The sequence below is a fragment of the Flagellimonas abyssi genome (assembly GCF_019457905.1).
GTDB lineage: Bacteria > Bacteroidota > Bacteroidia > Flavobacteriales > Flavobacteriaceae > Flagellimonas > Flagellimonas abyssi.
On record NZ_JAHZSV010000003.1, the window covers coordinates 215,223 to 233,835 of the forward strand.

16 protein-coding genes and 1 tRNA gene are annotated in these 18,613 nt (G+C 43.2%); 5 read left to right on the forward strand and 12 right to left on the reverse strand.

What is annotated here, in order from left to right:
* Positions 1-918, reverse strand: a complete 918-nt coding sequence (locus K1F36_RS03630; RefSeq protein ID WP_220112585.1) for a HEPN domain-containing protein — start codon at positions 916-918, stop codon at positions 1-3.
* A 144-nt stretch (positions 919-1,062) separates the two neighbouring features.
* On the opposite strand from K1F36_RS03630, the gene K1F36_RS03635 reads away from it, so the two are divergent.
* Complete coding sequence (locus tag K1F36_RS03635; protein WP_220112586.1) at positions 1,063-1,458, forward strand: helix-turn-helix domain-containing protein; 396 nt, start codon at positions 1,063-1,065, stop codon at positions 1,456-1,458.
* 186 nt (positions 1,459-1,644) lie between these two features.
* Here K1F36_RS03635 and mobB read toward each other — a convergent pair whose 3' ends face one another.
* The 7 genes from mobB to mce form a co-directional block, all read right to left on the reverse strand.
* Positions 1,645-2,667, reverse strand: coding sequence for a MobB family relaxase (gene mobB, locus K1F36_RS03640; protein WP_220112587.1), 1,023 nt, complete (start codon positions 2,665-2,667; stop codon positions 1,645-1,647).
* A gap of 5 nt (positions 2,668-2,672) precedes the next feature.
* Positions 2,673-3,257 carry a BfmA/BtgA family mobilization protein gene (locus tag K1F36_RS03645; RefSeq protein ID WP_220112588.1) on the reverse strand — a complete coding sequence of 195 codons (585 nt, stop codon included), beginning with the start codon at positions 3,255-3,257 and terminating at the stop codon, positions 2,673-2,675.
* A gap of 286 nt (positions 3,258-3,543) precedes the next feature.
* Complete coding sequence (locus K1F36_RS03650) at positions 3,544-3,837, reverse strand: helix-turn-helix transcriptional regulator (protein WP_220112589.1); 294 nt, start codon at positions 3,835-3,837, stop codon at positions 3,544-3,546.
* Positions 3,838-3,991: 154 nt separating this feature from the next.
* On the reverse strand, positions 3,992-4,672 hold the full coding sequence (locus K1F36_RS03655; RefSeq protein WP_220112590.1) for a hypothetical protein: 681 nt from the start codon (positions 4,670-4,672) through the stop codon (positions 3,992-3,994).
* Positions 4,673-4,850: 178 nt separating this feature from the next.
* Entirely contained in the window at positions 4,851-5,864 is a 1,014-nt protein-coding gene (locus K1F36_RS03660) for a hypothetical protein (protein WP_220112591.1), read from the reverse strand.
* Between the two features lie 239 nt (positions 5,865-6,103).
* A tRNA-Ile gene (locus tag K1F36_RS03665) sits at positions 6,104-6,177 on the reverse strand.
* Positions 6,178-6,236: 59 nt separating this feature from the next.
* Complete coding sequence (mce, locus tag K1F36_RS03670) at positions 6,237-6,644, reverse strand: methylmalonyl-CoA epimerase (protein WP_220112592.1); 408 nt, start codon at positions 6,642-6,644, stop codon at positions 6,237-6,239.
* 102 nt (positions 6,645-6,746) lie between these two features.
* Here mce and rbfA point away from each other — a divergent pair, with 102 nt between their 5' ends.
* A complete protein-coding gene (gene rbfA / locus K1F36_RS03675; protein ID WP_207031130.1) occupies positions 6,747-7,142 on the forward strand; it encodes a 30S ribosome-binding factor RbfA in 396 nt (131 codons plus the stop codon).
* A gap of 2 nt (positions 7,143-7,144) precedes the next feature.
* A complete protein-coding gene (locus K1F36_RS03680; RefSeq protein ID WP_220112593.1) occupies positions 7,145-8,350 on the forward strand; it encodes an ABC transporter permease in 1,206 nt (401 codons plus the stop codon).
* Here K1F36_RS03680 and dusB read toward each other — a convergent pair.
* Positions 8,347-9,339, reverse strand: a complete 993-nt coding sequence (gene dusB, locus K1F36_RS03685) for a tRNA dihydrouridine synthase DusB (protein ID WP_220112594.1) — start codon at positions 9,337-9,339, stop codon at positions 8,347-8,349. The two genes, K1F36_RS03680 and dusB, sit on opposite strands and share 4 nt — an antisense overlap.
* Positions 9,340-9,391: 52 nt before the next feature.
* A complete protein-coding gene (locus K1F36_RS03690; protein ID WP_220112595.1) occupies positions 9,392-11,812 on the reverse strand; it encodes a TonB-dependent receptor in 2,421 nt (806 codons plus the stop codon).
* A gap of 151 nt (positions 11,813-11,963) precedes the next feature.
* On the opposite strand from K1F36_RS03690, the gene lepA reads away from it, so the two are divergent.
* Complete coding sequence (gene lepA / locus K1F36_RS03695) at positions 11,964-13,760, forward strand: translation elongation factor 4 (RefSeq protein ID WP_220112596.1); 1,797 nt, start codon at positions 11,964-11,966, stop codon at positions 13,758-13,760.
* A gap of 5 nt (positions 13,761-13,765) precedes the next feature.
* Here the strand turns inward: lepA and K1F36_RS03700 are convergent, their stop codons facing one another.
* Both K1F36_RS03700 and K1F36_RS03705 read right to left on the reverse strand, forming a co-directional pair.
* Positions 13,766-15,544, reverse strand: coding sequence for an SLC13 family permease (locus K1F36_RS03700; protein WP_220112597.1), 1,779 nt, complete (start codon positions 15,542-15,544; stop codon positions 13,766-13,768).
* Between the two features lie 121 nt (positions 15,545-15,665).
* Positions 15,666-17,519: a cation:proton antiporter gene (locus K1F36_RS03705; RefSeq protein WP_220112598.1), complete on the reverse strand. Its 1,854-nt coding sequence runs from the start codon at positions 17,517-17,519 to the stop codon at positions 15,666-15,668.
* A gap of 209 nt (positions 17,520-17,728) precedes the next feature.
* On the opposite strand from K1F36_RS03705, the gene K1F36_RS03710 reads away from it, so the two are divergent.
* On the forward strand, positions 17,729-18,595 hold the full coding sequence (locus tag K1F36_RS03710) for an MBL fold metallo-hydrolase (protein WP_220112599.1): 867 nt from the start codon (positions 17,729-17,731) through the stop codon (positions 18,593-18,595).
* Positions 18,596-18,613 lie beyond the last annotated feature (18 nt).

Genomic DNA, 18,613 nt, shown 5'->3' on the forward strand with positions numbered 1-18,613 from the left:
CTACCAATCTTTCAGTTTTCCCCATAAGGATTCTTCAAGTTCATCCCCATTATTATAGGCTTCAATTTGGACTACATCGGTGGAATCTTCCTCGCCCTCAATTCTATGCATACAATGGTCATAGTGTCTCTTATAAACGGCTTCCATCTTTTCAATAAATTCCTTTAGTTCGGATTGAATGGTCCGGGTCTGTATTTTATCAATCTCAAATTCACTGCCGTAGCGTGCCACACTATAGGCATGTTCCAACAGCAGCAGCAGTTCATTGTTGTCCAAATCAGAGGTTTTTGTAAACGGAATAATCGTTGGAAAGTAATGCTTGCAATAGTTGATATGGCTGATGATGCTATGGGTAACCTTGCTCCTTCCTATGCACATCTGTTCTATAAAACGGAAACCAAGCTCAAAGGCTTGGTGCATGTTGAAGGTGGCAATGGCATAGTCCCCTTCCTTTATCAAGATGTCCGCAGTATTGGCAAATGTTGTCACCTTCTTCATTTCCGAATCATAATTGCGGATGGTCCTTTTAATGATATTGGTCAGGGTCATTTCTGGATAGTCCAAGAGGTTTGCACCCTCTATACGGGCATAAACCGTATCCCCAAGACAACAGTGTTCCAAGAAGTAAAGCGAACCACGCGAAAGACCAATTTCAGATTGTTCCTCGGTATAAATCCTGATTCTGAAATTGGGATGTTCTTTTCCTAGTTTTGAAACCAATGCCAATATCTCAGTTGGAATGGGGTCATTATCTACATCTGTAAAGAGTGTTAGAATATGATAAGTGGAATTACCCTCTATTTGTTTTCTTGACAAAAAGACAGCATCAATGGTAATCACGTTTAGGATGTTTTCAATCAATTTGGAGAGTTCCTCCGCTCTTTCAAAGGTTTCAGGTATGTTTGTATGGTGTTTCATGGGTTCATGATTTATAAGGTTCAAGAATCACTGACCATATTAAGACCACATTCCCATGTACCCCACCATGTACACTTGTACTTTATTGAAGCTGTTTTGTATTTTACAATCGGATTATTGTGGGAAACACCCTATATTTGAGTTATGGAGACAAAGACCAAGAACAACCATATAGGCAGAAAGATCAGTAGAATCAGGGAGCTACGTGGAATGAAACAAGAGACCCTTGCCGAGGAACTGGGTATTAGTCAACAGGCCGTTTCCAACATTGAGAACAGTGAAAAGGTGGATGATGCCAAATTGGAAGAAATTGCACGGGCTTTGGGCGTGACCAAAGAAGGCATTGAGAATTTTTCTGAGGAAACCGTCCTAAACATTATATCAAACACTTTTACTAGTAATGATAGTTCTACCATCAATGCAATTAATGTTCAGCCCAATTTTAATCCATTGGATAAGGTAGTTGAGCTATACGAACGTCTTGTTCAGGCTGAAAAAGACAAGGTGACTTACCTGGAAAAGCTATTGGACAAGAAATAGCCTAATACTTTGAATCAGATTTTCTTATAAAAATCAACAAAAAAGCGAGCGAAACCATGTTTCGCGCTGCAAGCGTCCCAAATACTTACCCCAACTTTTGCGCATGGATCCTATCGGGTTTTTGTAGTGTTCCGGTAGATAAGCGTAAAACAAAAACCCGATAGGGCGCAACCTACTTTTTGGTTTTCAATAGCCCATATCCTCACCTGTGCCCCTGGCCTGATTGATACCCTTTCCAAGTGCCTTGATGATCTTGGCCGCCATATGTACTTTATTGGTCGGTATACTGGGAGCCTTTACCCCCATTGTTTTCAGTAATTTACAGGCCATGTCCTTTTCCTTGGTGGGCAGTCCCATCACCTTGGCAAAGAACTTCCCCGGCTCTTTGGCATGGGCCTTTCTTCCAACATAGGATTCCACATAGTTCCTTTTGAACCCTGTTGTCCGGTCAAAGGTCTTTTCGGCCGCTTGGTAAAAGCTGTCGCGATCAAACCCTCTCTTGACCATCTTACCATTCAATTCCACTTCGGATGCCTTGTGTTTTGCCATGGGGGAAAGGGTATAGGTGTTCGTCACGTCCCTTCTGCTGACGATGATATGGATATGGGTCTGTGGCCCCTCTTTTTTCATTCCTGCGGCCACCAATTGCCCGTTCTGTTTATGGGGTGCCAATCTTGTTTGTTCTACAATACTCTTCTCAAGCTCATTGACATTCCCAATGGATTCGCCCCGTTCCACTTTCCGTATCTCGTTCCTGAGCCTTGCTATTTCACCACGGTAGGGCGCATTCTCCTGCACTTGTCTATCAAAGCCCCTGTAGGTGCGTTCGTGCTCTATCTTAGCGTAGTATTTCAGGTTCTCTGCCTTGACCTCTTGGTTGCGATGGAAACTCTTGGCATAGTCCTCCATAAGTTTCCTAGTATATTCCCTTAGCATGTTAGGATCACTGCCAATGGCCTTAAGTTCCCTTTTGTTGGGACTGACCACTATGGAGTAGAATTTCGGGTCTTTCTGCCTCAGTTTGGCCGTATTGGCATCTATTTCATCGATGACCGTTTGAGGGTTTACGCTGTCATTCTCTTGGTCAAAGAATTCCTCCCTAAGTTCGGGCAATCTGTCCTCGTTTTCCTTTTCCAGATAGTCCACATAGTTCCCGACACTGGAGTTGTAGGTACTGCCTATTTTCTGTGCTGAGATGGTTAGGTACATGGCTTTTATTTTAATTGATGTTTCAGGCCTTCAAAATCCCCAATGCCCATATTGATTTTCAGATATGGCTTTCCCATCATAGGCTCCACATTTTCCACATTGATGAGGATTTCATTGCAATGCTTTTTATATTCTTTGAATTCTAGCAATATTCTGTCATGCTCCACTTTTGGAACGGTGTTTCTAGGCTTTAAGAAGTCTTTTCGCTCTTCCTGTATCTGGACGGGTTCTCGTCTCGGCCTCTTCCCATCCTTTACGTATGCCTCAAAAAGTATCAGTACCATTTCATACGTGGGCCGGATACTGGTCTTTTCCATGTCCTTGATAATGGCGATGAGCCTCTCGAATTTTTTCATCATCTGACGCTCCAATTTTTTGATACCATCAAGGATGATCTTTGTTCCCTCTCCAAAAGGGTCAAGGTTGTTCTCCTTGAAGTATTGTACCATTCCATCCAAAACCTCACTATGCGATTTGCCGAACTTTTTGGAATAGCTGCGAAAGCGTGTGGCCGTTTCTTTCTTCACGGTGATATTGGAATAAGCACCTGTTCCTTTCTTTGTTCTGCCGTTTGTTGATTGCTTTTCCATAGGTGCGATTTTGTTTTTTAGTGAAATTGCGTCAATTTTTTCGTCAAAAATTTCCAGTGTTTACAGGGCTTCCCAAAGGGTTTACTGTAGATTTGGGAAAAGTCTACTGTAGCCCCTGATTTTGAACAGAATTCCAAAATTCAATCAATCAACTGGTTTTCAACTTGTTGAATACCCAAAAACAACCGTGATGGCGCAATTTGCGCATCACCCTCTTGCTATTCCTTTTTTCACGCAAGCGTGAAAACCGAAATACTTTTCATTGCAGTAAAGAGCCTCAATAGATTCAGAGGTTTTTGTTTCTTTGAAGCTGTTGATTGAACTTCTTTTCTAGAAATTCATCGGATAGATTTGAATCGCCCATCAACCATTTGTCAATGGTATCCTTGTCAAAAAATATTTGACGAATATGTTTGTTGTTGCTCATAGGGATAAGCTTCAACGAAGTAAGCTTATAAATCTTGCTTTTTGAAAGTCCCGTATAAGCTGCGAGATCTTCCACATTCATGACCTTCTTTTGATGGCCAAGGATAAATTTGATTTCCTTGAGTAATGTCAACACATTCTGTTGCTCTTCCATAATTATTGATAATTGGAATTAGAGAATATGTAAACGGCCGCTTACTTTTTTGTACGGGACAAACATATATCACCTGATGCAAGTGAAAAATAGAGAAATGAAGATTGCGCTTTAATTGCCTTTTGTTTTCGGGATTTGGGCAAAAAATCTATAATTAATTGGAAAGGCCCAGTGCTTTGGCTATAGTTTTTCGAGTATCATCATAGTTCCCTTCTTTGGTCTTCTGTGACCATTTGGAGTAACTTGATGCGAACGTATTTAGGTTGATTTCGGAACCATCGAAGGAAAATCTTTTTTGAACTAAAATAGAAAGTGAGTCTCTCGATTCCTTTCCGAGCCCTTGAATACCATTTTCAATAATATGGTCCAAAAACGAAAAAAGAAACCTAAGATTACCCGATAGCTTGTTCTTTGGGACTTCCCTAATGACTATCTTTTCTTTGGAAGGCAAAAGGTTTGTCAAAAGCTCTAGATTTTCCATATCAGAGTCATCAAATCCAAAATATTCCTTGTCTATCTTCTTAAACGATAGTCTTACAAATGAGAAACCCTCTAAATCAGAATTGGCCATTTCTTTGGCCTTAAACCAGCCAATTACAAATACAAGAACTATTAATAATAGTAGTAATTGAAAAATATAGTAAGCCAATATCTGTAACCAAGTATAATTCTTTCCGCTAATGAAAAAAAGAAGAGTTAGGGGTATAAAACTTATAAGGACGATTAAAATGGAAAGACCATTCAGGGAAAGATATTTGGCCTTGGATTCCATTTTTATAGACAGCATTCTTTGTCTATGAATCCAGATGGCCAAGATGTTGCCCAATTTTTCCATACTTCAAGATAATGATAAAATGAAGGTATTTGAAATGTCCATCTTTATGAGCCTCTATAACACATCTTTTAAAGGTGGGCAGGGAATCTACAATTGCAATACCCCATACAATTTTGGGGAAATGTCTAGCATATATCCGTTAGTCCTAGATTAAGGAGATTGAAATAGAATTTTTCTTTTATAATTCATATGGTAAAAAGAATTGACCCGTTTCAGATATAGGAATTATCTGTTTTGCGTCAATTCGTTGTTGTACTGCTTGCAATCGATCAATAAGCTTAATAGCATTGATATCTTGATAATATATCTTTTTGAGGTTGATCATTGAATCAAAAAGCGTTCTATCAACTTCTCTATTAAAAAAAGGAAATGAATAACCTATAATCACTAATATTTCAGTGTCTGCAATCCTTTTTGTCGTGTAGTCAACAATTGGTTCTCGATCAAAAGAATCTCTCTCCCATGCAAATGATATTGATGGAATATATTCAGTATTGAAGCTTATGTTAATATAATTTGTCAGCAAAACTCTATAAAACTCATCATTTAGATTCTCAAGCGGGTTTGCTAAATAATTGTTTTGATTATCCCCTAATTGGTGAAAAGCAGCTACGCCATTTAATTTACTAATGATAAATCCGTTAGCACTAGTTTTTCGTAATCCCTTTACTCTAACTTGTAATTTTATTGCATTTGTGGCTATATCTTTAAATTCTTGGTTATAGTCACAGGACGCCATTTCAAATTGAGTATCATAATTCCAAGTAACTATTTTAATGTTCTCAGGCATTATTTGAGACATTTTAATTATTGAGGCGAAAAAAGTGTCATACCTAACATCTATTTTTTTTCCTGCCTGAGCAAGGGTGAAGTAGGCGCATAAAGCCAATTTTAACCTTCTTAAATCTTGTTGGTGGCCGGCCAAATATAACTTTTTAGCATATGTATCAATGCTCGCATGATTCATAGCGCATTTACTTAACCAATCAAAATCATCCATCAATTTAGCACTTGCAGTATGAACAGTGTATTGCGTTTGTTTCCCAGCAAGTGCAAGTGGCTGATCATTTGAATTACTTACATGATTTCTTAATAATTCTCTAGCTTCTATTATTTTTTCTGACATTTCTCCAACTACAGGTAAAGCTCCGTGACTTGCTCCTGCACCGACTAAATATGTAATATTGGCCATTTAAAGATTAATTTGTATTAGATAGCTTAAAAGTACATAATTGAGATAGTGCTATATAATTAAGGTTTTTTAATCTAACCGTTTTATTGCAAAAACGCTTTAAATCATTGTTCTCCATCCTATGAACAGGGGTAAGCTCCAAGGATTAAAATACCCCTTTTTGAAATGTTGTACCTATGTTGTACCCGTATAAAAAAGAAAAACCTTCCAATTGCTTGAAAGGTTTATCTTTGTTGACGTGGTCCCACCTGGGCTCGAACCAGGGACCACCTGATTATGAGTCAGGTGCTCTAACCAACTGAGCTATAGGACCCGCAATTTGCGGATGCAATATTAGTGTTTATTTTTCTTTAGCGCAAGGTTTTAACGCCCCTAGCTTTCTTTTATTTCTTGGCAAAGCTCCACCAGAACGCCATTCGTGCCCTTTGGATGCAAAAATGCCACCAGTTTGTTGTCCGCCCCTTTTTTGGGCGTTTCATTCAAAACCACAAAGCCTTCTGCCTTCAACCGTTCTATTTCTGTGACAATATCCTCTACGGAAAAAGCAATATGATGGATGCCCTCTCCTTTTTTATCCAAATATTTGGCAATGGGACTATCGGGCTTGGTCGCCTCCAGCAATTCAATCTTATTGGGGCCCGATTTAAAAAAGGAGGTCCTTACCCCTTCCGAGGCCACTTCCTCCGTTTTATAGTGGGGTACGCCCAACAACTTTTCAAACAAAGCATTGGATGCCTCCAAGTCTTTAACCGCAATTCCGATGTGTTCAATTTTATCCATACAAGATGTAATAAGCGTTAAAATCTTCACCTTTTTCCAAAATTACGGAGTGTAAATGGTTAATAGCGTGAGGATAGTCATTTATTCGCTTATTTTTGCAGTATGGAGGAAACACAAAGACAGAAAAAGATAGCAGGAATCATTCAAAAGGACCTGGCCGATATTTTACAACGGGCCGCTACCGATGGTGGCCTCAAGGGAACCTTGATCTCCGTGTCCAAGGTTTCCGTAACCGTTGACCTATCCTTGGCCAAAGTGTACGTGAGCATTTTTCCGAACAAGGGTGCCAAAGAACTGTTGGAGGGCATCAAAGAAAGCCAAGTGGCCATCCGTTACGAATTGGCCCAACGTACCAAGCATCAACTAAGGCGTGTGCCCGAACTCAATTTTTATCTGGACGATTCCCTTGAATACATCGAAGGGATTGAAAAATCATTAAAAAGAGAGGAAAACCCTATCGAGAACAGGGACTTGCTCGACAAACGTAAGAAATCCTAGTTTTGAACTTTCCGCTGTATATCGCAAAACGCTACCTACGGTCCAAAAGCAGCCAAAATGCGGTAAATATCATCAATTTCATTACTTTTTTGGTGATTGTGATTGGTTCCGCGGCCCTTTTTATCGTGCTTTCCGCTTTTGCCGGTCTAAAGACGTTCAGCCTTTCCTTTTCCAATACCTTTGATCCCGATCTGAAAGCTTCCCCCACCACGGGCAAGCATTTTAGCATTTCTGCGGAGGACGAATCGGCCCTTGAAGAAATTGAGGGTCTGGCCAATTTTTCCAAGGAGCTGGAAGAGCGGGCCTACCTTACCTATAAAGAAAAAAGCACCATTGCCTACATAAAAGGTGTAGATGAAAACTATCGCGCCGTTACCGGAGTGGACAGCACCCTTATATTCGGAAATTGGGGGTCGGATGTTAACAATGGTGTTATTGGGATTGGTATCTACAACCTATTGGGCGTGCCCATGAACAATAGGACCGCGATGGAAGTTTTGGTTCCCAAACCCGGCGAGGGTTCCCTTTCCCAACAAGGGTTCAATTCCAAGCCCTATGACGACCTTTCCTTGGTGGTGAGCGGGGTGTATGCCGTGGAGGAATCTTTGGACAAAAAATACGTTTTTGCCCGTCTTGCTTTGGTGCAAGAGCTGTTGCAGAAAGATAGCACCGAAGTCTCCGGTATCAATTTTAAATTGATGGATAATGCCTCTCCGGATGAGGTCCGAAATTCCATAAATGCCGTTTTGGGCGAAAAAGCATCGGTTCTAACGCGCAGGGAGCAAAATACATCGCTCTACCGGATGCTGAACACCGAAAATTTAGCGACCTATTTGATTTTTACCTTAGTGCTCATCATTGCCCTTTTTAATGTTGTGGGAGCCATTATTATGATGATTTTGGATAAACAACAAAATTCCAAAACCTTGTTCAGTTTGGGCACGACCATTAAGGAACTGCGCCGCATCTATTTTATACAAGGGTTGTTGGTCACTTCTTTTGGCGGGTTGATAGGCGTTGCCCTAGGAAGTTTATTGATCGGGTCGCAATTAGCCTTCGGATGGTTGAAGATTACGCCTTCGTTGGCCTATCCCGTCGAGTTCAATGTCATCAACTTGTTGATTGTAATCGGAACCATTGTGGTTTTGGGGGTTATCTCTTCCAAAATTGCGAGCAGCCGTATCACCGAAAAATTGATTTCAGCTTAAGCGAACTGAAAATCCCCGAATTTTTCCTCAACCTCATCAAACGCGGCAAAAACATCCGCAGCATCGTCGCTGGTCACCATTTTCATTCGGTACTCCTTAAAGTGAGGAATGCCCTTAAAATAGTTGGTATAGTGTCTTCTGGTTTCAAAAACGCCCAGTTTCTCGCCCTTCCAATCAATGGCCATTTGTAGGTGCCTGCGGGCCGCATCCACGCGTTCTTGCATAGTAGGAGGTGCCAAGTGCCCGCCTGTTTTAAAGTAGTGCTTCACTTCCTTAAAAAACCAAGGGTAACCAATGCTTGCCCTACCGATCATGGCTCCGTCCAGCCCGTATTCGTCGCGCATTTTAACCGCTGCTTCGGGGGTGTCCACATCACCGTTGCCGAATACAGGAATGTGCATGCGTTGGTTGTTCTTCACCTCGGCAATGGGCTTCCAATCGGCCTCGCCCTTGTACATCTGCACACGGGTACGACCATGGATGGAGATGGCCTCGATACCAACATCTTGAAGACGCTCGGCTACCTCAACAATTTTGATGGAGTTGTTGTCCCAGCCCAAACGGGTCTTTACGGTCACTGGTAATTTGGTGCGCTTCACGATTTCTTCGGTCAGCTTCACCATCAAAGGAATGTCGCGTAAAATACCTGCACCTGCATTTTTGCAGACCACCTTTTTTACGGGACAGCCAAAATTGATGTCGATAATGTCCGGGTTGGATTTTTCAACAATATCCACCGCCTGAAGCATGGAGTCCAGTTCGGCACCAAAAATCTGGATGCCCACAGGGCGTTCTTTTTCATAAATGTCCAGTTTGATGACACTTTTGGCGGCATCCCTGATCAACCCTTCGGAAGAAATAAATTCGGTATACACCACATCGGCGCCCTGCTCCTTGCACAGTTTACGAAAAGGAGGGTCGCTTACATCTTCCATCGGAGCTAGAAGAAGCGGGAAATCAGGGAGTTCTATGTTTCCAATTTTTGGCAAATCCTACAGGTTTTTGGACTGCAAAAGTACAAAATAGCATAGAACCAGAAAGCTAGTTCTGCGATTGAAGTCGATCGCGCTCGTTTTTATCGATTCCGCGTTGATTGTCGTCCAACCTGAAATTGCCGAAATTATAGGTAAAGCCAAAGCGGATAAACTGCGTTTCGGGGCGTCTTCGGTAAAAATTGTCCTGGTTGAGATACTGCGAACGATACGTGGGCACGTATTGCTCCAAAATATCCTCGGCGGCAAGCGATAAGGTAATCTTATTATCAAACAAGGTCTTGCGGAGCCCAATAGTCAAATTGAACTGCTCGTCCGACACATACGAACCATATAGGAATTGTGAAACATAGGTCGCCGCCACTTCGCCCGTAAAGGTCCCGTCCTTGGAGAGCGTCAGATAATTGCCAAAATAGGCGTAAACCCCATTTACTTCGTTGGTGAAAGGGACGTTTCCACTTTCCTCGGCCAAATAGGTCTCCTCTTCGTGGAACAGGGAAGTATAGGCATACAGGAACCAGGGGGGCAAAATGGATTTGCTCACCGTAAAGTCCAACCCATACGACTTACTCTCCAATACGTTCTGCTTAAGCTCCACCAAGGTTTGATTCTCATTATCCTGAAACACCAAATAGGCAATGTTCCTACCGTTGTCCCGATAGTACACATCAAAGAAGTATTCGCTGTTGAGCGTATAGTTGACGTTGAAATTGTTGCTGAAGCTTGGTCGCAATCCGGGATTTCCCTCTTCAAAATCATTTTCATTATAAAAAAAACGGAAGGGGTTCAGGTCATTGTACTTGGGCCTGTCAATATTTCGTCCATAATCAAAAGAAAAGCTATGCTTATCCGATGGTGAATAGAGCACATACACGGAAGGAAACGGTTCGAAAAAATCTTGGGTGTTGGTCTCTCCCAAGGTAATGGAGTTTCCTTCGGCCTTGGTGAGTTCTCCACGAATACCCAGTTTCATGGACCATTTCTCCCAGTTTTTTACAAAGCTCAAATAGGCAGCATAAACGTCTTCATCATAAATATATCGGTCCGATTGTGATGCATCGACAGTGTTGCTACTTCCATTAAAGTTGAAAAAGTTCATCGTGTTTTCTGAGGTAATCGATGACATCTTGGCCCCGGATTCGATGGATGCATTTCCCACAGGGGTAAAATAATCCAGTTGTCCCGTAAAAATTTTGATTTCTTGATCCGAATCGGTGTCAAACCCAAAATCCCTCAAAAAAGTACCCTCTGCATCAAAATAATTGGAGTTCAGTTGCTGGAACATTTCACCTTTAAAATAGGTATAGTGCCCATTGGCCCTGATCTGTGCTCCTTCTTTTTTCAGCTTGTGCACATAGGTTAGGTCGAATGCCAAGTTGGTATTGTCCATATTGGCATTGTTCTCCGTGGTAAATGTTGAATCCAATTGTGCCTGGCCGTTCCGCATTTCGTTGTTGAGCAAGGTCTCCTGTTCTTGGTCTAGATTGAAAAGCAGGTTGGAGGTGACATTCAGGCTGTTCCGGTCATCAAAATCATAATCCAAAATAAAGCTGGCATTTTGCGACTGTGACCTATCTGTCTGGTTATAATCCGTGTCCCAAATCGAGAAAACTTCATCGGAACCATCAATAAAATTGATGCCCTTTTTGGTCTTGTTGATTTCCTTTTTTGGATTGATGGTATAGTTGGCAAACAAGTTCAGCTTGTCCGTTTTGTAATAATGGCTTGTTCCTATACTGTATTTTGGAAAAACGGCCTGCGTAAAGGTTCCGTTGACGCTCCCCTTATAACCGGGCACAATGTTCTTACTGGTAACGATATTCAAAATAGGGCCTCCTTCAGCATCATATCTTGCAGGAGGATTGGCAATCACCTCCACTGATTTTATGTTGGTGCCCGAAAGCCCTTGTAACAGATCTTGTACCTCTTGACCTGAGAGCTGTACTTTTCTATCGTTCAGGTACACCGTGGCATTCTGACCGCGGATCATTAAATTATCTTGATTGACGATGACCCCTGGCGTATTTTTAAGTATATCCCACGAAGTTCCTTGCGAAACGACCGTATTTTCAACCGTAAAGACCAGTCTGTCCGGTAATCTTTGAAGCTTTGGGCGTTGAGCAGTTACGACCACTTCGTCCAACTCGTTGCTTTCCATGGGTATGATCAAGGCCCCTAACGAAACGTCTTTTGTAATGTCCAGCGCCCTTGGCTCAGAGCCACTTCCCACATAGCTCGCCTGCAACAAATAGAGATTGGCCTCTACCCCGGTTAGTTTAAAAAACCCTTCCTCATCGGCAGAACTCCCTTGAACAAACGTCGAATCAGCAGCTTCGAGCAAAAGAATGTTCGCATAAGGAACCACTTGATTTTGTTCGTCGACAACCTTTCCGGTAATGGTAAAGGTTTGGCCGTACGCGCCACAAATTGTAAAGGACACCAATAAAACAATAGAGGTGAGGTTCTTCATTAGGGGTTAGGGTTGAGCATCAAATCTAAGAAATTATTTCTGAGCGAAATACGAAGGAATTTTCTTATTGGGAAAAAACCGTTTACAGGTATTTAAAACAATTATATTTGCAGTTGATTATATCCCTTTTTTAGGGTATGTTATTGTTGATATGGAGAAGATCAGGAATTTTTGCATCATTGCGCACATAGACCACGGTAAAAGTACCTTGGCAGACCGTTTGTTGGATTTTACAGGATCGGTGACCGAACGCGAAAAACAGGACCAGTTGCTGGACAATATGGACTTGGAACGCGAACGCGGCATCACCATAAAGAGCCATGCCATTCAGATGGACTATATGCACAATGGGGAAAAATATGTGCTCAATTTGATCGACACTCCCGGTCATGTGGACTTCTCTTATGAAGTTTCCCGTTCCATTGCTGCCTGTGAAGGTGCACTTTTGGTAGTTGATGCGGCACAAAGTATCCAGGCGCAGACCATATCCAACCTTTATTTGGCGCTGGAAAACGATTTGGAGATCATTCCCGTGCTCAACAAGGTCGACCTTCCAAGTGCCAACCCGGAAGAGGTTACCGACGATATCGTGGACCTCTTGGGCTGCAAGCCGGAAGAGGTAATTCCGGCCAGTGCCAAGACCGGGATAGGCATACAAGAGATTTTGACCGCGATCATCGATCGCATTCCCCCTCCAAAAGGCAACCGTGATGAGTCTTTGCAGGCATTGGTCTTTGATTCCGTATACAATCCATTTAGGGGCGTTGAGACCTATTTTAGGGTGGTCAACGGTGAAATCACCAAAGGACAGAAAATAAAATTTGTAGCGACCGGTAGGTCGTACGAGGCCGATGAAATCGGAACCTTGAAACTTACGCAACATCCCAAACAGAAGATCTCAACCGGGGATGTGGGGTACTTGATCACCGGTATCAAAGATGCCCGTGAGGTAAAGGTCGGTGATACCATTACCGATTCGGCCAACCCTACGAAAAATCCGATCGGTGGCTTCGAGGATGTAAAACCCATGGTTTTCGCCGGAATCTACCCAGTTGACACCGAAGATTTTGAAGATCTGCGCTCCTCCATGGAGAAGCTTCAGCTTAACGATGCTTCCCTTGTCTTCACCCCTGAAAGCAGTGCCGCATTGGGCTTTGGTTTCCGCTGCGGGTTCTTGGGCATGTTGCACATGGAGATCATCCAAGAGCGTTTGGAGCGCGAATTTGACATGACCGTCATTACAACGGTGCCCAACGTGAGCTACCACGCCTATACCACAAAGGACAGGGAAACAGCCGTTATCGTAAACAACCCGTCCGACCTTCCCGACCCATCGACCGTTGATCGGGTTGAGGAACCGTATATCAAGGCGACCATTATCACGAAGTCGGATTTTGTTGGGAACGTAATGTCCCTATGTATAGAGAAACGGGGACAGATCGTTAACCAGACCTATTTGACCACGGAAAGGGTAGAGCTTATTTTTGACATGCCCTTGGCCGAGATCGTTTTTGATTTTTATGACCGCTTAAAGACCGTTTCAAAAGGTTATGCTTCTTTTGATTATTCGCCCATAGGCATGCGAGTGTCCAAACTGGTTCGGGTAGATATTCTTTTGAACGCCCAACCCGTGGATGCTTTATCCGCATTGGTCCATTTTGACAATGCACATACCATCGGTAAAAAAATGTGCGAGAAATTAAAGGAGCTCATCCCTAGGCAACAATTCGATATCCCCATTCAAGCGGCAATCGGTTCCAAGATCATTTCCAGGGAAACCATTAAGGCGTTGCGAAAAGATGTTACCGCCAAATGTTATGGCGGTGATATTTCCCGTAAGCGTAAATTGTTGGAGAAGCAGAAAAAGGGTAAAAAACGTATGCGCCAAGTGGGCAACGTAGAAATTCCTCAACAAGCTTTTATGGCCGTTCTAAAACTGAACGATTAACCGGTTTAGCTTCCCGGATTAAAAGGGAAAAAGTACGGTATCACAAAAGTGGCCGCTATCCAGATAATGATATTGAGCGGGGTCCCGACCTTTAGAAAATCATTGAATTTATAATTCCCGGGCGCATAGACCATGGTGTTCGTCGGATAGCTTACCGGGGTCATAAAGGTCAGGGAGCAGGCAAACATCACCGCCACCAAAAACGGCCTTTCGCTTATCCCCATCGCGGAGGCCAAACTGATGACTATCGGTGTCATCAAAGCGGCCGTGGCCTTGCTTGAAAGCACATTGGTGCTCAAAAAAGTAACCAGATACAATATACTTAGGGTCACTTGGGCATGATAATTTCCCAAGGTCTGCTCTATAAAAAGGGCGATTTTTTCGGCCCCACCAGTCTTTTCAAGGGCCGTTCCCATGGAAAGTACGCCTGCCATCATAAAGATGACCTTCCATTCCACTGCCTCGTATGCCTCTTTCGGTTTTAAGGTGGATGTGGCCACCAACAACAGAGCGCCGACCATACTGCTTATCAAAATGGAGGTGAGATTGAGCGAGGCCGCCAGTACCACACCTACAGCTATAACAATAGCGGGAACCGCTTTTCTATAATTGACCTTTTGGTGCTTATACTCGGACAGGGCCACCACCAAGCCCTGCTCGACCAGCACATCAACATCGGCTTCAGTGCCCAAAATCAACAGCATATCGCCCTCTGTCAACTTTACGTCGGCCAGTTTTTCGTACAAAATCTCCCCTCGCTGCCGTATGGCCAAAACCGATCCATTGTATTGCCTCCTAAAATTAAGGGAGCGCAGGGAGCCCTCCGTAAGCCTTGAGCCAAAAGGAACGATAACCTCATAAACATTTTTCTCCAGTTCTGATTCGTTAAACTGTTTGTCACCGGTCACCCTGTAGCCTTTTAAGTCCCGGATGGCGTTCAATGTCTTCGGCGGAACGAGGACTTTCATTACGTCCCCTTCCAAAATAAACGTTTCGGGGCCAATGCTTTTCCTGTTAAACCTATCCCTGGAAATGCTTAAGATCTGCACATTATGGTCGTTGACCAGTTTGGACAGGTGCAAAGGCTTGTCGCTATCGGGGCAATCCTTTTCCACCAACAGTTCGGTAATATACTTTTCTGCTTCTTTCGTAAGTACGTTCAACTCTTTTTTCGCCTTTGGCAAGAGCAGCGGTGCCACAAAAAATATATAGGCAAAGCCAATTGTCGCCAAGCAAAGGGCGGCCAGGCTAAACTCGAACATTCCAAAACCCTCCAATCCATATTCTTCGGCATAACTGCTCACCAAAATATTGGTGGAGGTGCCTATCAAGGTACAGGTGCCCCCAAAAAGTGCCGAAAAGGATATGGGAATCAACAACATGCCCGGAGATATCTTCGTCTCCCTACAAACCGTCAGTGCAATTGGCAAAAGTAGCGCCACCACCGCGGAATCGTTCACAAAGGCGGAAAACATGCCCGCAATAAGACAAAAGGTGATCAAGGCAATACTGTAATGTATTTTGGCCAGTTTTATGATCCTATCGCTAAGACCTCCCAAGATGCCCGAATTGAAGACCCCCGCACTTACCACGAACATGCACCCCAGGGTTATGGTGGCCGGATGATTGAATCCCGAAAAACCTTCCTTTGGATTCAGGACGCCGGCAACAATAAAGAGGGCCATTATAATAATGGATGTGGTATCTATGGAAAAATAATCCTTTATGAACAGGACGATTCCTATACAGATGATCACAATGGTAATAATCAAATCACTGCCCATATTGCGCGCAATTTAGAGTTCTATTCTTTGTTTGGCCACCTGTTTTTCTGTGCCGGCTCTACTATGGTACGTGAATAGAATCGTCTCTAAACCATTTTCGATTCTTCTTCAGAAAACAATTTTATTCTTTTTCGGGATTCTTTTCCTCTTTTTTAACTTGAATTTCCCTCCCCAAATAAACCAGTTTAAAGCCCTCGCCTTTTGGGGTAAAGTCTTTACTGTTGGCGGGTATGATCTCAATACTGCCGTCCGGGGATTTTGTGAACAAGGGTACAATGTCTCTTTCTTCCACGGTAATATCTATCAAATCATCATAGTGTTCCTTGTCCTCCAGATCAATCTCGTGTATGATAGGGTGCTTCCGTACCGTATCCATCAATTGGATAAAGTCATCGGTATGCGAAAAAAGTCCTTCTTTTGGGTTATTGTCAGGGTCGTTCACCTCTTCGGTATTTACAAGCCTGAAAGCTCCGTTCTCCCCAAATTGTCGTTGAAACTTGTTGATCGCGAATTTGTTGATATCCGAGTTCCCGGTCAACGCCATTAGATATCCCATATCGTTAAGCTCGATATTATCGGTTAGCGTATCGGAGAAAATATTGGCGGTAATGGCCTCAAGTCCCAATTTTTTCGCTTTTTCCACATTGTTTTGGTTGTTGTCTATCAATACGACGTGCCTATTGTTCTTCCTCAAATAGTTTCCGATGAGCCTGGACAGTTTGGAGGCGCCAATAATTAAAATACCCTCGGACTTCTTCAGGAACACGCCAACGAGCTTGGCAAAAAAACGGGCCGTAGTCGCATTTAACAATACGGTTCCCAGAACGATCATAAAGACCAACGGGGTAATGTATTCCGCGCCCGGTTCTCCCCTTGATACCAGTTTAGATCCAAAAAGCGAAGCAATACCCGCCGCTACGATACCGCGCGGACCCACCCATCCTATAAAAAGCTTTTCGTTGAATTTTAAATTGGACCCCTGGGCGCTCAGAAAGACCCCGATAGGCCGTATAAGGAATACAATTACCGCAAAAAGGGCAACGGTGTTCCAGTTGTAAATAAGTTCTAGATCGCTAATATTGATATTGGCCGCCAATAGGATAAAAAGGATGGAAATCAACAACACGCTCAGGGATTCCTTAAAATAAAGAAGTTCCTTGATGTTCGGCAGGTTCATGTTGCCCATGACCATACCCATCACCACTACGGCCAACAGGCCGGATTCGTGGGCGAACAGGTCCGATTCCACATATACCAGGAGTACCGTGGAGAGCGAAACCACATTGAGCAGGTAATGCGGGATAAAATTTCTTTTGATGGCAAATGCCAATGCATGTGCAAAGGTGAACCCAAAAGTCGTCCCGAACAGGATGATCTTACCGAACTCGATAAGTGCCGTTTGGGTAAAGGCCTGTCCCTCTCCAACACTAATGAACTCGAACACCAATACCGCGACCAAGGCCCCGATGGGGTCGATCAATATCCCTTCCCATTTCAGGACCGCCGAGACGTCCTTTTTTAGTGGAATGTTCCTAAGAATAGGTGTGATCACGGTAGGCCCGGTCACAATGATCAAACCGGAGAACAAAAAGGAAATTTGCCAAGAAAGTCCAAAAACATAGTGTGCTGTGACCCCTGCTCCAAAAAAAGTGACCACTGTACCGATGGTGATCAATTTGGTGATGACAGGTCCCACATTGGATATCTCCGCCCTTTTAAGGGTCAACCCTCCTTCAAAAAGTATGACACTTATCGCCAAGGACACAAAATAGTACAACCCTTCGCCCGGGAACAAGCCTTTCTCGCCATTCCAAATAGGTTCTATCAGTTTTGATCCGTCCTCCGTGTATAAAGTCGCTATGGGGCCTACCAGCAACCCTATCAATATAAGGGGTAAGATCGCAGGAAGCTTGAAGCGCCAAGCGACCCATTGTGCAATAATGCCAAGAATTATGATTCCAGCAAGTTCGAGCATCGTTTAAGTTTTGTGGAAATTTACTGTTTTTCTTTTAGATAATCATTCTTCAATATCCCTGTCAAGGGATAGAAAAGCGCATATCCGCCCAAACTATGGCCGTTTTAATGAAACTCTTCCCTTTTTTGTTAAAATAGGGCCAATATATCCTTATTTTTTCGCCATTTGGATGGTGCTTTTCTTATTTTGCACCCCATTTTACTTTCGGAATGACAATTTATCCCATAGAAACAGGTAATTTTAAGTTGGACGGAGGGGCCATGTTCGGTGTGGTTCCCAAATCTATTTGGAACAGGACCAACCCTGCAGATTCCAACAATATGATCGACCTTGCGGCCCGATGCCTTTTGATTGAGGATGGTGAGAGGCTTATTTTGATCGATAACGGCCTGGGCAACAAACAATCAGAAAAATTCTTTAGCTACTATCACCTCTGGGGCGATCATTCATTGGACAGGTCATTAAAAAATGCCGGCTTCCATCGGGACGATGTAACGGACGTTTTTTTGACCCATCTACACTTTGACCACTGCGGGGGCGGCATTCAATGGAACAAGGACCGCACAGGTTATGAGCCCGCCTTCAAAAATGCCAGGTTCTGGACAAATAAAGACCATTGGGAATGGGCCACCCGACCCAATGCAAGGGAAAAAGCTTCCTTTTTAAAAGAAAACCTTTTGCCCATGCAAGAAAGTGGCCAGTTGCATTTTGTGGACCGAAAGGAATCCTCTTTCATAGAAAATTCTGAACTCGGGTTCGGTATCCATTTCGTGGACGGCCATACCGATAAACAAATGCTACCGCATTTAAATTATAAAGGCAAGACCTTGGTCTTTGTGGCCGACCTGGTTCCTACCGTTGGGCATATTCCCCTGCCCTATGTGATGGGATATGACACACGGCCCTTGTTGACCTTAAAAGAAAAAGAATCCTTTTTAAAAAAAGCTGCAGAAAACGATTGGCTCCTCTTGTTCGAGCACGATGCACATAATCAAATCTGCTCATTGAAGCAGTCCGAAAAGGGAGCCCGCCTCGATGGCCTCTTTTCCTACAATGAAATATTCAGTATACAATAACCTCACATTTTTTACAAT

Bases quoted from the DNA above. Each gene is read 5' to 3' on its own strand.
- K1F36_RS03630 (WP_220112585.1), bottom strand. From the start codon at position 918: ATGAAACACCATACAAACATACCTGAAACCTTTGAAAGAGCGGAGGAA.
- K1F36_RS03635 (WP_220112586.1), top strand. From the start codon at position 1,063: ATGGAGACAAAGACCAAGAACAACCATATAGGCAGAAAGATCAGTAGA.
- mobB (WP_220112587.1), bottom strand. From the start codon at position 2,667: ATGTACCTAACCATCTCAGCACAGAAAATAGGCAGTACCTACAACTCC.
- K1F36_RS03645 (WP_220112588.1), bottom strand. From the start codon at position 3,257: ATGGAAAAGCAATCAACAAACGGCAGAACAAAGAAAGGAACAGGTGCT.
- K1F36_RS03650 (WP_220112589.1), bottom strand. From the start codon at position 3,837: ATGGAAGAGCAACAGAATGTGTTGACATTACTCAAGGAAATCAAATTT.
- K1F36_RS03655 (WP_220112590.1), bottom strand. From the start codon at position 4,672: ATGGAAAAATTGGGCAACATCTTGGCCATCTGGATTCATAGACAAAGA.
- K1F36_RS03660 (WP_220112591.1), bottom strand. From the start codon at position 5,864: ATGGCCAATATTACATATTTAGTCGGTGCAGGAGCAAGTCACGGAGCT.
- mce (WP_220112592.1), bottom strand. From the start codon at position 6,644: ATGGATAAAATTGAACACATCGGAATTGCGGTTAAAGACTTGGAGGCA.
- rbfA (WP_207031130.1), top strand. From the start codon at position 6,747: ATGGAGGAAACACAAAGACAGAAAAAGATAGCAGGAATCATTCAAAAG.
- K1F36_RS03690 (WP_220112595.1), bottom strand. From the start codon at position 11,812: ATGAAGAACCTCACCTCTATTGTTTTATTGGTGTCCTTTACAATTTGT.
- lepA (WP_220112596.1), top strand. From the start codon at position 11,964: ATGGAGAAGATCAGGAATTTTTGCATCATTGCGCACATAGACCACGGT.
- K1F36_RS03700 (WP_220112597.1), bottom strand. From the start codon at position 15,544: ATGGGCAGTGATTTGATTATTACCATTGTGATCATCTGTATAGGAATC.
- K1F36_RS03705 (WP_220112598.1), bottom strand. From the start codon at position 17,519: ATGCTCGAACTTGCTGGAATCATAATTCTTGGCATTATTGCACAATGG.
- K1F36_RS03710 (WP_220112599.1), top strand. From the start codon at position 17,729: ATGACAATTTATCCCATAGAAACAGGTAATTTTAAGTTGGACGGAGGG.